The 14,054-nt window shown below is 58.7% G+C and carries 14 protein-coding genes; 10 read left to right on the top strand and 4 right to left on the bottom strand.

From position 1 onward, the window contains the following. Positions 1–95 precede the first annotated feature (95 nt). The gene (locus F3G95_RS10585; protein ID WP_149794900.1) at positions 96–662 is read left to right on the top strand and encodes a hypothetical protein; all 567 of its coding nucleotides are present in this window, start codon (positions 96–98) and stop codon (positions 660–662) included. 157 nt (positions 663–819) lie between these two features. On the opposite strand, the gene uxaC is transcribed toward F3G95_RS10585, so the two are convergent. Continuing rightward, on the bottom strand, positions 820–2,253 hold the full coding sequence (gene uxaC, locus F3G95_RS10590) for a glucuronate isomerase (RefSeq protein WP_149794901.1): 1,434 nt from the start codon (positions 2,251–2,253) through the stop codon (positions 820–822). 322 nt (positions 2,254–2,575) lie between these two features. Between uxaC and F3G95_RS10595 the strand changes: the two genes are divergently transcribed. The 4 genes from F3G95_RS10595 to F3G95_RS10605 all read left to right on the top strand — a co-directional run bounded on the left by F3G95_RS10595 (position 2,576) and on the right by F3G95_RS10605 (position 6,893). Next, complete coding sequence (locus F3G95_RS10595; RefSeq protein WP_149794902.1) at positions 2,576–4,090, top strand: tagaturonate reductase; 1,515 nt, start codon at positions 2,576–2,578, stop codon at positions 4,088–4,090. Positions 4,091–4,179: 89 nt separating this feature from the next. Continuing rightward, positions 4,180–5,670, top strand: a complete 1,491-nt coding sequence (locus F3G95_RS10600) for an altronate dehydratase family protein (protein WP_149794903.1) — start codon at positions 4,180–4,182, stop codon at positions 5,668–5,670. Positions 5,671–5,844: 174 nt separating this feature from the next. Continuing rightward, a complete protein-coding gene (locus F3G95_RS13830) occupies positions 5,845–6,006 on the top strand; it encodes a hypothetical protein (protein WP_015565286.1) in 162 nt (53 codons plus the stop codon). Positions 6,007–6,011: 5 nt separating this feature from the next. Beyond that, complete coding sequence (locus tag F3G95_RS10605; RefSeq protein ID WP_149794904.1) at positions 6,012–6,893, top strand: aldose epimerase; 882 nt, start codon at positions 6,012–6,014, stop codon at positions 6,891–6,893. Between the two features lie 79 nt (positions 6,894–6,972). On the opposite strand, the gene F3G95_RS10610 is transcribed toward F3G95_RS10605, so the two are convergent. After that, a complete protein-coding gene (locus tag F3G95_RS10610; protein ID WP_149794905.1) occupies positions 6,973–7,674 on the bottom strand; it encodes a GntR family transcriptional regulator in 702 nt (233 codons plus the stop codon). Between the two features lie 129 nt (positions 7,675–7,803). After that, positions 7,804–8,436 carry a phosphatase PAP2 family protein gene (locus F3G95_RS10615; RefSeq protein WP_149794906.1) on the bottom strand — a complete coding sequence of 211 codons (633 nt, stop codon included), beginning with the start codon at positions 8,434–8,436 and terminating at the stop codon, positions 7,804–7,806. A gap of 142 nt (positions 8,437–8,578) precedes the next feature. On the opposite strand from F3G95_RS10615, the gene F3G95_RS10620 reads away from it, so the two are divergent. The 5 genes from F3G95_RS10620 to F3G95_RS10640 all read left to right on the top strand — a co-directional run bounded on the left by F3G95_RS10620 (position 8,579) and on the right by F3G95_RS10640 (position 13,492). Beyond that, positions 8,579–9,496 carry an HAD-IIB family hydrolase gene (locus F3G95_RS10620; protein ID WP_149794907.1) on the top strand — a complete coding sequence of 306 codons (918 nt, stop codon included), beginning with the start codon at positions 8,579–8,581 and terminating at the stop codon, positions 9,494–9,496. A 187-nt stretch (positions 9,497–9,683) separates the two neighbouring features. Continuing rightward, complete coding sequence (eda, locus tag F3G95_RS10625) at positions 9,684–10,646, top strand: bifunctional 4-hydroxy-2-oxoglutarate aldolase/2-dehydro-3-deoxy-phosphogluconate aldolase (protein WP_149794908.1); 963 nt, start codon at positions 9,684–9,686, stop codon at positions 10,644–10,646. Positions 10,647–10,715: 69 nt separating this feature from the next. Beyond that, positions 10,716–11,741 carry a sugar kinase gene (locus F3G95_RS10630; protein WP_149794909.1) on the top strand — a complete coding sequence of 342 codons (1,026 nt, stop codon included), beginning with the start codon at positions 10,716–10,718 and terminating at the stop codon, positions 11,739–11,741. Positions 11,742–11,760: 19 nt separating this feature from the next. Beyond that, positions 11,761–12,609: a 5-dehydro-4-deoxy-D-glucuronate isomerase gene (gene kduI, locus F3G95_RS10635; protein WP_149794910.1), complete on the top strand. Its 849-nt coding sequence runs from the start codon at positions 11,761–11,763 to the stop codon at positions 12,607–12,609. 82 nt (positions 12,610–12,691) lie between these two features. Then, positions 12,692–13,492, top strand: a complete 801-nt coding sequence (locus F3G95_RS10640; RefSeq protein ID WP_149794911.1) for a gluconate 5-dehydrogenase — start codon at positions 12,692–12,694, stop codon at positions 13,490–13,492. 57 nt (positions 13,493–13,549) lie between these two features. Here F3G95_RS10640 and F3G95_RS10645 read toward each other — a convergent pair whose 3' ends face one another. Next, on the bottom strand, positions 13,550–13,960 hold the full coding sequence (locus F3G95_RS10645; RefSeq protein ID WP_149794912.1) for a peptide deformylase: 411 nt from the start codon (positions 13,958–13,960) through the stop codon (positions 13,550–13,552). Positions 13,961–14,054 lie beyond the last annotated feature (94 nt).

Below are 14,054 nucleotides of genomic sequence, written 5' to 3' on the forward strand. Positions count from 1 at the left end.
ATGTGTATAAGAGAACAGATAATGTCGTGGGCTGACGACCGGAAAGGGACAGATGGCCCATGAAATTTATTTGAACATGTGGGAGGCAAAAAATCATGAAAATGGCAAAGAAACTTCTGGCTCTCGTCCTCACCGGCGTCATGGCAATGTCTGTTCTGACCGGCTGTGGAAGCACCGCTTCTCGTCAGGCTGCTGGCAAGCTGGAGGGTATGCTGGAGGGTATGCTGAAGGAAGCAAACCCCAATGCTACCGTTGAGGTCGGCAGTGAAGAACTGGCAAATAAGGCTATCGAGGCTGCAACGACTGATGACGGCAAATTCGAGACTAACGCAAAAAAGAATATCAAAGCTGCTCTGAAGGAGGGCAACAATGACAAGTACGTCTGGTACGCCTACTTCGAAGCCGAGGGTAAGAATGAGACTAACAAGGCTCAGGCAATCGCCAATGAGATTCTGAAGACGGAGACTAACAGTTCTGTAACGATCGGCACGAATAAAGCTGTTAATTCCCTGTATGTCAGGATCCCCGGCAAGTATAATATTAAAGCCGGCGATGAGTTCGTGCTGAGTATGAAGGAGTTTACCGTCACCAGTGATGATGGCAAGACCACGACTGACTGGATCATGGCTGTTGTCACCTGCAAGGCTGTTGAGAACAAGTAAGCCTTTGGCACAACTGAGCAATTCTATATTTCTTCAATAGAAAATGCAGCCAAGGCCCGGGGTGGAGACACCCCGGGCCTTGGTGTTTGTTTTTTCCGGAAGGACAGCAAAAACGGGGGCCGCTGCACGAATGTGCAGCGGCCCCCTCGGGATTGATTTACAGGTTGAAGTAGCGCTTTGCGTTGTCGAAGCAGATGCCGCGGACGATCTTCTCCAGAGCCTTCTCGTCGTTGGGATACTCGCCGTCCTCGACCCACTGACCGATGAGGTTGCAGAGGATGCGGCGGAAGTAATCGTGGCGGGTGTAGCTCAGGAAGCTGCGGCTGTCGGTCAGCATACCGACGAAGTTGCCCAGCAGGCCGAGGCTGGCCAGACGGGACATCTGCTCTTCCATGCCGATCTTGTGGTCATTGAACCACCATGCGGAGCCGTGCTGGATCTTGCCCGGGATCTCGCTGTTCTGGAAGCAGCCGAGGATGGTGCCGATCTGAGCATCATCGCCGGGGTTCAGGCTGTAGATGATGGTCTTGGGGCACTCGTCGGTGTCGTTCAGGGCGCTCAGCAGGGCTGCGATCTGGCCGCCGCAGGTAGCGGTGTTGATCATGTCGTAGCCGGTGTCGGGTCCCAGCAGGGTGTTCATCTTGCGGTTGACGCCGCGCAGGCAGTTGTAGTGGATCTGCATGGCGATACCGAGGCGGTGATACTGCTTGCCCAGATGGATGAGGATGTAGGTCTGATACTTCTCGGCCTCTTCCGGAGTGCAGGTCTCGCCGGCCATGACCTTCTGGTAGATGGCGTTGACCTCTTCCGTGGTGGCCTCACGGTAGGGGATGTAGTCCAGACCGTGGTCGGAAGCGCGGCAGCCCATCTCGGCGAAGAACTCGATGCGGTCGGTCAGAGCGCTGGTGACGCAGTTGATGCAGGCCAGCTTCTCCTTGCCGACCGCAGCGGCCAGCTTGCCCATGTACTCAGCAAAGCCGGGCTTGTTGATGTTGAGGACCTTGTCGGGGCGGAAGGAAGGAGCCACGGTGAACTTGATGGTGGGGTCTTCCTTGATCTTCTTGTGCCACTCGAGGCTGTCGATGGGGTCATCGGTGGTGCCGATGAAGGCCACGTTGCTCTGCTCGATGAGGCCGCGGACGGTCAGCTTGGGGTCGTGCTGGAGCTTGTCGTTGCACAGGTTCCAGACTTCCTCAGCAGTGTCGCCGTTCAGCACGCCGTCGTAGCCGAAGAAGGTGTGCAGCTCCAGATTGGTCCAGTGGTACATCGGGTTGCCGATGGCCATGGGCAGAGCCTCAGCGAACTTCTGGAAGCGCTCGCGGTCAGGCTTGTCGCCGGTGATGTACTCCTCAGGCACGCCGTTGGAGCGCATGACGCGCCACTTGTAGTGGTCGCCGAAGTAGCTGCCGTCCGGGTTGCGGCCGCCCAGCCAGACCTGAGCGATGTTGTCGAAGCGGCGGTTCTCGTAGATCTCACGGGGAGGAATGTGGCAGTGATAGTCACAGATGGGCATATCCTCAGCGTAAGCGTGGTACAGGTGCTGTGCGGTGGGCGACTGGAGCATGAACTCCTTATCCATAAATGCTTTCATGGTCAGAACTCCTTTTTTCAATGGTCATGACAGTTTGAAACATTCTTATAGTAGGGGATCGGCCTGTTCCGTGCAAACAGGCCATTCCTGCTTTTAGTATACCGGAAAATGCCGATGTATACAACTGAAAAACTGCCCAAAAATCTCGTGCGGACTTGTACAATTCGCTGGTTTTTATAAAAACGACCCGGTTTCCGGCAAAAAACTGTTGAGAAGCACTTGACTTATTTGTATACAACAGCATAAAATAGAGGCAGAGAAGGGCGCGGCTCAGGCTGCCCCCCGTGAAAGGCAAAGCAAGCTGATAAAAGGAGACACTCAAATGGAAACTTTGAATTACAAGGTCCTGGAAAGCACCGGCTACAACGGTTATATCCTCAAGGACGCACCCGTCAAGGTGATGCAGTTCGGCGAGGGCAACTTCCTGCGCGCATTCGTGGATTACTTCTTTGATATTGCCAACGAGAAGGCTGGCTACAACGGCAAGGTCAAGCTGGTTCAGCCCATCGCAAACTTCCCCCAGATGGCGGACTGGATCAACGAGCAGGAGGGTCTGTACACCCTGTACCTGCGCGGCAGCGAGAAGGGCCAGAAGGTCGATGCAAAGCGCGTCATCTCCTGTGTGCATGACTGCGTCTGCCCCTACTCCGAGGGCAAGTGGGACGAAGTGCTGGCTCTGGCCCGCTCTGAGGACCTGGAGATCGTCGTCTCCAACACCACTGAGGCCGGCATCGCCTACACGCAGGGTGACAGCCAGTTTGACCAGGTGCCTCCCAACAGCTTCCCCGCAAAGCTGACCCGCGTGCTCTACGAGCGCTACACCGCCTTCAAGGGCGCTGCTGACAAGGGTCTGGTCATCCTCTCCTGCGAGCTCATCGACAACAACGGCAAGGAGCTGCAGAAGTGCTGCAACAACTACGCGAAGGACTGGGACCTCGACGCTGCCTTCATCGACTGGATGAACAACGCCAACACCTTCTGCTCCACTCTGGTGGACCGCATCGTCCCGGGCCGCATCCGTGACCCGAAGGAGATGGCTGCTCTGGAAGAGGCCAACGGCTACACCGATAAGGCTCTGGATGTCGGCGAAGTCTTCGGCGTCTGGGTCATCGAAGGCCCCGATGGTCTGGAGGACAAGCTGCCGTTCAAGAAGGCCGGCGTCAACGTCATGGTCGTCCCCGATGTCACCCCCTACAAGAAGCGCAAGGTCCGCATCCTGAACGGTGCTCACACCGGTTTCGTTCTGGGCGCATATCTGGCCGGTTTCGACATCGTGCGTGACTGCATGCACAACGACACCATCCGCGGCTTCATGAACAAGATGCTGCACGAGGAAGTCATCCCCACCCTGCCTCTGGACAAGAAGGACCTCGAGGAGTTCGCTTCTGCTGTGCAGGACCGCTTCAACAACCCGTTCATCAACCACGAGCTGATGAGCATCTCCCTGAACTCCACCTCCAAGTGGAAGGCCCGCAACATGCCTTCCTTCCTGACTTATATCGAGGAGCAGAAGAAGCTGCCCAAGTGCCTGACCATGTCTCTGGCTGCTTACATCGCTTTCTACTCCAACGACATTCAGGAGCGCACTGCTGACGGCCTCATCTGCAAGCGCCCGGCAGGCAACACCTACAAGATCCAGGATGACGCATGGGCTCTGGACTTCTACTATGCACACAAGGACGACACCGCTGCCCAGCTGGTGAACGCCGTTCTGACCAACACCCAGATGTGGGATCAGGATCTGACCAGGATCGAGGGCCTCGAGGCCGCTGTTCTGGCAGATCTGGAACTCATCCGCACCGAGGGCGCCGAGGCTGCTTACAAGAGCTGCCTGTAAGCTGAAAATTTGCACAAAAGGGCTGCTGCTTTGGGCAGCAGCCCTTTTGGCTTATACCTTTTGTCTTATAAAAGAGTAGGAGAAAAACTATGCCGCAGGCGATCCATATCAGTCCCATCGACAACGTCGTTGTCGCTCTGCATCCCATTGCCAAGGGTACCCTCGTCGAGGTGGACGGCCTTGCCGTTACCGCGCTGGAGGACATCCCTCAGGGCCACAAGATGGCCGTCAAGCCCATCAAGAACGGCGAGAACGTCATCAAGTACGGCTTCCCCATCGGCCACGCCACCGCCGACGCTGAGCCGGGTACCTGGATGCACACCCACAATGTCCATACCAACCTCTCCGGTGAGGTGGAATACAGCTATAACCCCGCCCCTGATCTGGCCCCGCTGCCCAAGGTGGAGCCGGAGACCTTCATGGGCTTCCGCCGTAAGGATGGCCGCGCCGCCATCCGCAACGAGATCTGGATCATCCCCACCGTCGGCTGTGTCAACGACATCGCCAAGAAGATGGTGGCCGACAATCAGGACCTCGTCACCGGCACCGTCGAGGGCCTCTACACCTTCACCCACCCCTTCGGCTGCAGCCAGACCGGTCATGACCATGCGCAGACCCGCAAGCTGCTGGCCGCTCTGGTCCGCCACCCCAATGCCGCTGCCGTTCTGGTGCTGTCTCTGGGCTGCGAGAACCTGACCCATGAGCAGTTCCTCGCAGAGCTGGGCGAGTATGACCACGACCGTGTGAAGTTCCTGACCTGCCAGGACGTGGACGACGAGTTCACCGCTGCCCGCGACATCCTGAAGGAGCTGGCCGCTTACGCCGGCCAGTTCAAGCGTGAGCCCATCCCCGTGAGTGAGCTGGTGGTCGGCATGAAGTGCGGCGGCTCGGACGGCCTGTCCGGCATCACTGCCAACCCCACCATCGGCCGCTTCTCCGATATGATGGGCCAGCGGGGCGGCTCCACCGTCCTGACCGAAGTGCCGGAGATGTTCGGCGCCGAGGGCTTCCTGATGGACCGCTGCATCGACCGCGATGTCTTCGTCAAGGCCGAGCAGATGATCAACGGCTTCAAGGAGTACTTCATCAGCCACAATGAGGTCGTCTACGACAATCCCTCTCCGGGCAACAAGCAGGGCGGCATCACCACGCTGGAAGACAAGAGCTGCGGCTGCGTCCAGAAGGGCGGCACCGCCCCCATCATGGACGTCATCGGCTACGGCGACCCCGTCGTCACCAAGGGCCTGAATATGCTCTACGGCCCCGGCAATGACCTCGTGTCCGCCACTGCCATGACCGCCGCAGGCGCACACCTCATCCTCTTTTCCACTGGCCGCGGCACGCCGTTCTCCGCTCCGGCTCCCACCCTGAAGATCTCTACCAACACCCCGCTGGCAGAGAAGAAGGCGGGCTGGATCGACTTCAACACCGGCGTCATCGCAGACGGCGAAAAGACCATCGACGAGGCCGCAAAGGACCTGCTGGATCTGGTCATCCGCGTTGCCAGCGGTGAGCAGACCAAGGCCGAGAAGCACGGCTTCCGCGAGATCTCCATCTTCAAGGACGGCGTCGTGCTCTAACTGCGATTCGCGTATTTTTAATACGTTGGCAACAGCCGCGAATCGCGTGTCACAAAACAGCCGCCTTTGAAAGGGTCTGGAGTGTATCTTTGTGACCAAAATAAAGGCTGCTGTACGCACTTTTTGCGATACGGCGGCCTTTTTGTGCATGAAAACGGAAAGGAAGTGTTTTATATGATGGGTGCAAATGGCGCAGTATTGTTTTCTCTGCTGATCTATGCAGCGCTGCTCTACGGTGCGGTGCGGCTGATCAAATATTTCATCCGCTACGGCATTGATTACTATTTTGAAAAACTGGTGGAATACCAGAAAAACCAGAAACATACGGAGGACTGAAATTTATGAACCAGATCACCACCCAGTACGTCACCGAGAACGGTGCATGCTATGAGCAGTACGTCATCACCGACCCTGCCGCAAAGACCAGCCTGACCATCACCCCCGAGCGCGGCGGCATGATCACCGGCTTCACCCTCGACGGCGACGAGTACATCTGGACCCGCCGCCCCAACTTTTCCGAGTGCAACCGCCCCCGCTTCGGTGTGCCGGTGCTCTTCCCCAGCTGCGGCAACCCCGACGGCGGCGTCCACAACTTTGACGGCAAGGCTTACCCCATGGAGACCCACGGCTTTGCGGACCTGTGCGCATGGGACGTGGAGAGCGTCGGCCCTGACGGCGTGACGCTGGCTCTGGAATCCACCCCGCTGACCAAGTTCCTCTACCCGTTCGACTTCACCCTGTTGGTGAACTACAACCTCGAGGGCAACAAGGCCGCCATCAGCCTGACCGTCATCAACGAGGGCGACAAGCCGATGCCCTTCAGCTTCGGCTACCCCCCCTATTTCATGGCTTCCGCTCTGGAGAACGTGGACTTTGACATCAAGTGCGCCACCTGCTCCGAGAATGCCAAGGGTGAGCAGCCCGCCGCTCCCGAGAAGATCACCCTCACCCGCAAGGAGGGCGCAGACAACACCATCCGCCTGCTGACCGGTGTTCAGTTCCCCATGACCTTCACCGACAAGGGCAACGGCCACAAGGTCACTGTGGATGCCGATGAGACCTTCGACAAGGGCGTGCTCTGGCAGCAGGATGCCGAGAACTTCGTCTGCATGGAGCCCTGGAACGGCTGGGCCAACAGCGTCAACGAAGAGGGCAAGCACGAGGTGCTGGACGTCGATGAGGCCATGACCAGCGAGTGGAGCATCACCATCGAAAAGGTCTGAGCTTCTGAACCATAATGCATAAGAAAACGCCGCACAGCGATTTTGAGACGCTGTGCGGCGTTTTTGTGTTGTGCCGGATTCAGATGTGGTAGTCCACCGGGCGGACCGTCCCCTCCGTGAAATACTCGGGGTGGCGCTGGCGGGCCTGCTCCACCGAGAGCTTATAGCGGTTGAGGTGGTCGCTGAGGGCGCGGCTGAGGTCTTCTTCGGAGCCGCGCAGGACGGCTTCGAGGATGCGGGTGTGGGCCGCGCAGACGGACTTGTTCTCCTCGGTCTGCAGGCTGAACTTGCGCAGCCGCTCGATGTGCTGGAAGGTGGAGAGCATATGGTCGAAGTGCTCCTCCATGCCGCAGAGCTCAAAGGCCCGGCGGTGGAAGGCGTTGTCGAGGTCCAGCATCCGGGTCTCCCGGTTTTCGGCGTCGGGGTCGCGCTCCAGCTGGCGGTAGCTCTCGAGGTTGAGCCGGTAGGCGGCTTCCTGCTCGGCAGTCAGACGGCCCCGGATGCGGTTCAAAATCTCTTTTTCCAGCGTGAAGCGGGCGAACTGCTCCATCTCCATCAGCTTGAGGTCGATGGGGGCCACATGGGTGCCGCTCTGGGGCTTGATGACCACCATGTGGGCGATGTTCAGCATGATGAGGGCTTCCCGCATGGGGGTGCGGCTGATGCCCAGCTCCTGGGCCAGCTCCCGGTCGTTCAGCTCATCGCCGGGCTTGAGGTCCATGGTGATGATGCGGCTGCGGATGGTCTCATAGGCGACCTCCCGTGCGCTTCGTGATGCCATTGCAGTCACGCTCCTTCTGAAACGGGCAATGCCCGGAAATGTGATATATCAGCTACCACCATTGTACCCGCGGGCATCTGCGCCGTCAAGAGCAGCGGCAATAAAAAACTGTATATTTTACCAAAAAGTTCAACGCTTCCGGGGGCGGAGATAGAGCACTGGCACCCAGATGAATGCCACGGCCAGCCCGCAGAAGACATCGATGATGGAGTGCTGCTTGGTAAAGACGGTGGACGCGCAGATGAGCGCCGCCCAGCCGAAGGCCAGAACTTTGAGCCACGGGCGGTCTTTCGCCAGTGTGCTGCCCGAGAAGGCGATGGCCATGCAGGCAGAACTCTGGCAGTGGATGGAGGGGCAGACGTTTACTGAGGCGTCGGCTTTCCAGATGAGCTGCATCAGGGTCATGGCGATGTTGCTGCGGCCCACCTCTTCCACCGTGGGGCGGATGTCGAGGCCGTTGGGCAGCACCATATAGAGGATGAGGCAGAAGGTCATGCCTGAGAACATCATGAGGCAGAGCTTATCATAGCTGGCGGTGTCGAACCACCAGAGCAGTGCCGTGACGCCCGCCAGCAGGAAGAACCAGCTGCCGTAGGGAAAGATGAACCACTCGTTGAAGGGGATGAAATCGTCCAGCGGGCTGTGGATGATATAGTTCGGGTCGGTGACGGTGAGGTCCAGCCAGAAGAACCAGATGAGGTAGACCACCCAGTACAGCTGATACCACAGGTGGGGCCGTGCGTGAAGAAGAGAAGTTTTCATGGAGATCTCCTTGTTTTTATCATACGATGATACATTTTACCATACTTGGCCGACTTGCGCAAATCCATTTGCTGTTATAAAATAAAGACAGCCTGTCCCGCTGGGGCAGAAAACGTGTACTTACAAGCGCAAAGGAGCTTTCATGTCTACTTCATCTCACCCCATCCTTCTTGCGGCCCTCGATCTGGACGGCACCCTGCTCAACAGCAACGGCGAAGTCTCGCCCTGCACGCAGAAGGTGCTGTCCGAGGCGTCCGATCGGGGCGTCGTGGTCATCCCGGCTACAGGCCGCCCGCTGGCCAGCCTGCCGCCGGTGGTGGCGAAACAGCCCTGGGTACATTATGCTCTCACCTCCAACGGCGCGGCGGTCTGGGATCTCGGCGGCGACCCGCTGGGCTGCGTCTACAGCCGGTATGCCAACGCCGCAGAGCATGAGACGAGCCAGCCGGAGTGCATCGTCCGGCGGTGCTTCCCGGTGGAAAAGGCCCGGGAGGTCTACGAGGCATTCCACGGCCTGCCCGGCGGGCTGAACATCTTCAGCGACGGGCGCGCTCTCCGCGACACGGTGCAGCAGCACTTTTTCGACGAGCGGTTCGCCCGTCTGGCGGCGGTGAAGGGGACAGAGGCCATCCAGCCCAACGATGGACGCTTCACCATCCTGCGGGACCAGAGCGAGTGGATGAGCCGCCACGCCCACGAGGTGGAGAAGTTCTGCATGTTCTTCCACTCGGTGAAAGAGGCGCAGCAGTATCTGCCCCGCTTTACGGCCATCGAGGGCGTCGAGGTGGTGCAGGGGGCGCCCGACAACATCGAGGTCACCGCCGCCGGAGTAAACAAGGGCGAAAGTCTGCTGGCGCTGGCCGACCATCTGGGCATCCCCCGCGAAGCCACGCTGGCTGTGGGCGACAGCGAGAATGACCGCGCCATGCTGGAAAAGGCAGGTGTCGCCGCCGTGATGGCAAACGGCATGGAGCACATCCGAAAATTGGCCGACATCGTCAGCGAAAACGACAACGACCACGACGGTGTGGCCGAGATCTTTGCCCGTCTGGGGCTCTGAGAAGCACAGCTTCGGCGTTTTTGTGCAATGTATACAAGCTCTTATGCAAAACATTGTGCTTGTTGAGCATTACCAAACGGCCCGCTCTCGTTTATACTAAAGATACGAATGTGCGGTGGGGAAGGTATGCCCATTGGGGCCCTCAGCCGCAGGAGTTCATGCAAATGTTAAAAAGGAGAAATGCGTTATGAATCCCATCGTAGAAAAGGTCTATCAGATCGGCATTATCCCTGTTATTGCTTTTAACAGCGTAGACGAGGCCCTGCCCCTGTGCAAGGCTCTGTCTGAGGGCGGTCTGCCCGCAGCTGAGGTCACCTTCCGCACCGCTTGTGCTGAGGAGTGCATCCGCAAGATCCACGAAGAGATGCCCGAGATGCTGCTGGGTGCCGGCACTGTCCTGACCTGCGAGCAGGCTGACCGCGCTATGGCTGCCGGTGCTTCCTTCATCGTTGCTCCCGGCTTCGATCCCGAGGTCTGCAAGCACGTCATCGACAAGGGCGGCATCATGATGCCCGGCACCGCTTCCGCAGGCGAGATGCAGCAGGCTATGAACATGGGCTGCGAGGCTCTGAAGTTCTTCCCCGCTGAGGCAAACGGCGGTGTTGGGATGCTGAAGAACATCGGCGCTGCCCTGAAGGGTGCTCGCTGGATGTGCACCGGCGGCGTCAACGCCAAGAACGTCAACGACTACCTGGGCTATGACCAGATCTTCGCTGTCGGCGGCACCTGGATGTGCAAGAGCGACGTCATCAAGGCCGGCGACTGGGCAAAGATCACCGCTCAGAGCAAGGAAGCTGTTGACACCATGCTGGGCCTGCACCTCATCCACGTCGGCATCAACACCGGCAACGAGGAAGAGGCTGCCAAGATCGCAGGCATCATCTCCACCATGCTGAACATGAAGGTGACTCCGGGCAACTCCAGCATCTTCGTGGGCAACAAGGAGTTCGAGATCATGAAGAAGCCGGGCCGCGGCACCAACGGCCACATCGCCATCGGCTGCAACAACGTCGATCGCGCGATCTACCACCTGTCTCAGCGCGGCGTGAAGTTCGACCTCGACAGCAAGAATGTCAAGAACGGCAAGACCGTCGCCTGCTACATGGAGGGCGAGATCGCCGGCTTCGCATTCCACCTGGTCCAGGCCTGAGCCTGAATTTTCCGTCAAGACCCGCCGCGGCGGGATGATCCGATGATACAAACATAAAGGAGAAACACTATGAAAGTCGTTACCTTTGGCGAGCTGATGGTTCGTCTGCAGCCCTTCAACTACGAGCGCTTCGTTCAGGCCAACAGCCTGGAGTTCACCTTCGGCGGCGGCGAGGCCAACGTCGCTGTCTCTCTGGCTAACTACGGCCTGGACGCAGCTTTCGTCACTAAGCTCCCCGCACACGCGATCGGCCAGGCCGCTGTCAACAGCCTGCGCCGCTACGGCGTCGATACCAGCATGATCACCCGCGGCGGTGACCGTGTCGGCATCTACTACAACGAGAAGGGCGCTTCTCAGCGCGGCTCTGTCTGCATCTACGACCGTGCCAACAGCGCGATCCAGCTGGCTCAGCCTTCCGATTTCGACTGGGATAAGATCTTCGAGGGTGTCGATTGGTTCCACTTCACCGGCATCACCCCGGCTCTGGGCGCAAATGTCGTCGAGATCTGCCTGGAGGCCTGCAAGGCTGCTAAGGCTCACGGCGTGAAGATCAGCTGCGACCTGAACTACCGCGGCAAGCTGTGGACCCGTGACCAGGCTCGTGAGGCTATGACCAAGCTGTGCGAGTACGTTGACGTCTGCATCTCCAACGAGGAGGACGCTAAGGACGTGTTCGGCATCGAGGCTGAGGCTACCGACATCTACGGCGGCAAGCTGAACGCTGAGGGCTACAAGAGCGTCGCCAAGCAGCTGGCTGACAAGTTCCACTTCGAGAAGGTCGCTATCACCCTGCGTGAGAGCCACAACGCTTCCGAGAACGGCTGGAGCGCTATGCTGTACGATGTCGCTTCCAACGAGTACTGCTTCTCCAAGAAGTACGAGCTGAAGATCATCGACCGCGTTGGCGGCGGTGACTCCTTCGGCGGCGGCCTGATCTACGCTCTGCTGAACGGCAAGAGCACTCAGGATGCTGTTGAGTTCGCTGTTGCTGCTTCTGCTCTGAAGCACACCATCGAGGGCGACTACAACATGATGACTGTCTCCGAGGTCGAGAAGCTGGCTGGCGGCGACGGTTCCGGCCGTATCCAGCGCTAAGCAGGAAAGGAGATCCGCGATGGATATCCGTTATTCCTGCAACCAGAAAGACTTCAAGCGCTACACCACCGAGGAGATGCGCGACGAGATGCTCATTACCGGCCTGTACAAGGCGGATGAAGTCGTGGCTGTCTACAGCCATGTGGACCGCATGGTCACGCTGGGCTGTATGCCTGTCCACGAGACGGTCTCCATCGACAAGGGCATCGACGTCTGGGCCAACTTTGGCACCCACTATTTCCTCGAGCGCCGCGAGATCGGTATGTTCAACATCGGCAAGGACTCCACGGGCATCGTGGTGGCCGACGGTGTGAAGTACGAGTTGGGCTATAAGGACTGCCTGTATATCACCCAGGGGACCAAGGAAGTTACTTTTGCTTCCGCAGACCCCGAGCATCCGGCAAAGTTCTATATGGTCTCCGCTCCGGCACATTGCTCTTACGAGACCCGCCTCATCAAGATGGCTGATGCAAATCACCGTCCTCTGGGCAGCGTCGAGACCTGCAATAAGCGCACCATCAATCAGTTCATCCACCCCGACGTGCTCAAGACCTGCCAGCTGAGCATGGGCATGACCGAGCTGGAGCCCGGCTCCAACTGGAACACCATGCCCAGCCACACGCATGAGCGCCGGATGGAGATCTACACCTACTTTGAACTGCCCGAGGGGCAGGTGGTGTTCCACATGTGCGGCGAGCCCACGCAGACCCGCCACATCGTGATGCACAACGAGGACGCTGTCATCAGCCCCTCCTGGAGCATCCACAGCGGCGTAGGCACTTCCAATTACACCTTTATCTGGGCAATGGGCGGCGAGAACATGGAGTTTGACGACATGGACAACATCGCTACCACCGACCTGCGCTAAACAAGTACACCATACAACGCCCCGCATCGGGAGACCGATGCGGGGCGTTTTGCTAAATATTTAACTTTGACGGAGGAATACAATGGATCTATCGGCTTTCGATTTGAAGGGCAAGGTCGCCCTCATCACCGGCGGTGCGCACGGCATCGGCTTCTCCATCGCAGAGGGTATGGCCAAGTGCGGTGCCACCATCTGCTTCAACTGCTCTTCCGAGGCCAGCCTTGAGAAGGGCATGGCTGCTTATAAAGCTGCCGGCATTGACGCTCACGGCTATGCCGCAGACGTCTCCGACGAGGACGCCGTCAACGCGATGGTGGCAAAGATCAAGGCCGAGGTCGGCCCGGTGGACATTCTGGTCAACAATGCCGGCCTGATGAAGCGGGTGCCGATGGTCGAGATGAGCCACGCCGACTTCATGCGGGTCATCGACGTCCATGTGGGCGGTGCGTTCAACTGCTCCAAGGCTGTCCTGCCCGACATGATGGAAAAGCGCGAGGGCAAGATCATCAACATCTGCTCCATGATGAGCGAGCTGGGCCGCGAGACCGTCTCCGCCTACGCCGCCGCAAAGGGCGCCCTCAAGATGCTGACCAAGAACATCGCCTCCGAGTACGGGGAGTACAACATCCAGTGCAACGGCATGGGCCCGGGCTATATCGCCACCGCCCAGACCGCCCCGCTGCGTGAGGTCCAGCCCGACGGAAGCCGTCACCCCTTCGACCAGTTCATCACCGCCAAGACCCCGGCGGGACGCTGGGGCGACCCGGAAGATATGGTCGGCCCCTGCGTCTTCCTGGCCTCCCACGCCTCCGACTTTGTGAATGGTCAGATCTTGTACGCCGACGGCGGCATCCTCGCCTACATCGGCCGTCAGCCTAAGTAAATCAGACAGCAGAAAAGCCCTGCGGCGTGCCGCAGGGCTTTTGTCGTGCCAGTCGTGTCAAATAAGGATGCCGTCGCAGTGGTCGAGCTCGTGCTGGATGATCTCTGCTGTCCAGCCTGAGAAGGTCTTGATGCGGGGCTGGAACGTTTCGTTCTGCCACTGCACCTTGATGGTCTGGAACCGTTTGGCCTTCCGGGTGCCGGTGAGGGAGAGACAGCCCTCCTCCGTTTCGTACGGCCCGGACTTTTTGAGGATGACAGGGTTGAACATGACGAGATAGCCGTCCTCGCTCTCGAACGCGATGATGCGCTTAGCGACGCCTATCATGTTCGCGGCCATGCCGACGCAGCTGTCTTTGTGGGCGATGAGCGTTTCCAGCAGGTCCTGCGCGATGGGCAGGTCTTCCGGCAGTGCGGGTGCAGCTTTCCGGGTGAGGAAAAGCTCGTCTTTGCAGATGTCACGGATCATAAGAAACCTCCTGTGTGGATGAAAGAAAGCCACGATGGATGTCCCATCGTGGCTTTTTCTTCTATCGGAGTGGCGAGACTCGAACTCGCGGCCT

The organism is Faecalibacterium sp. Marseille-P9312, assembly GCF_902497445.1.
Lineage (GTDB): Bacteria > Bacillota > Clostridia > Oscillospirales > Ruminococcaceae > Faecalibacterium > Faecalibacterium longum.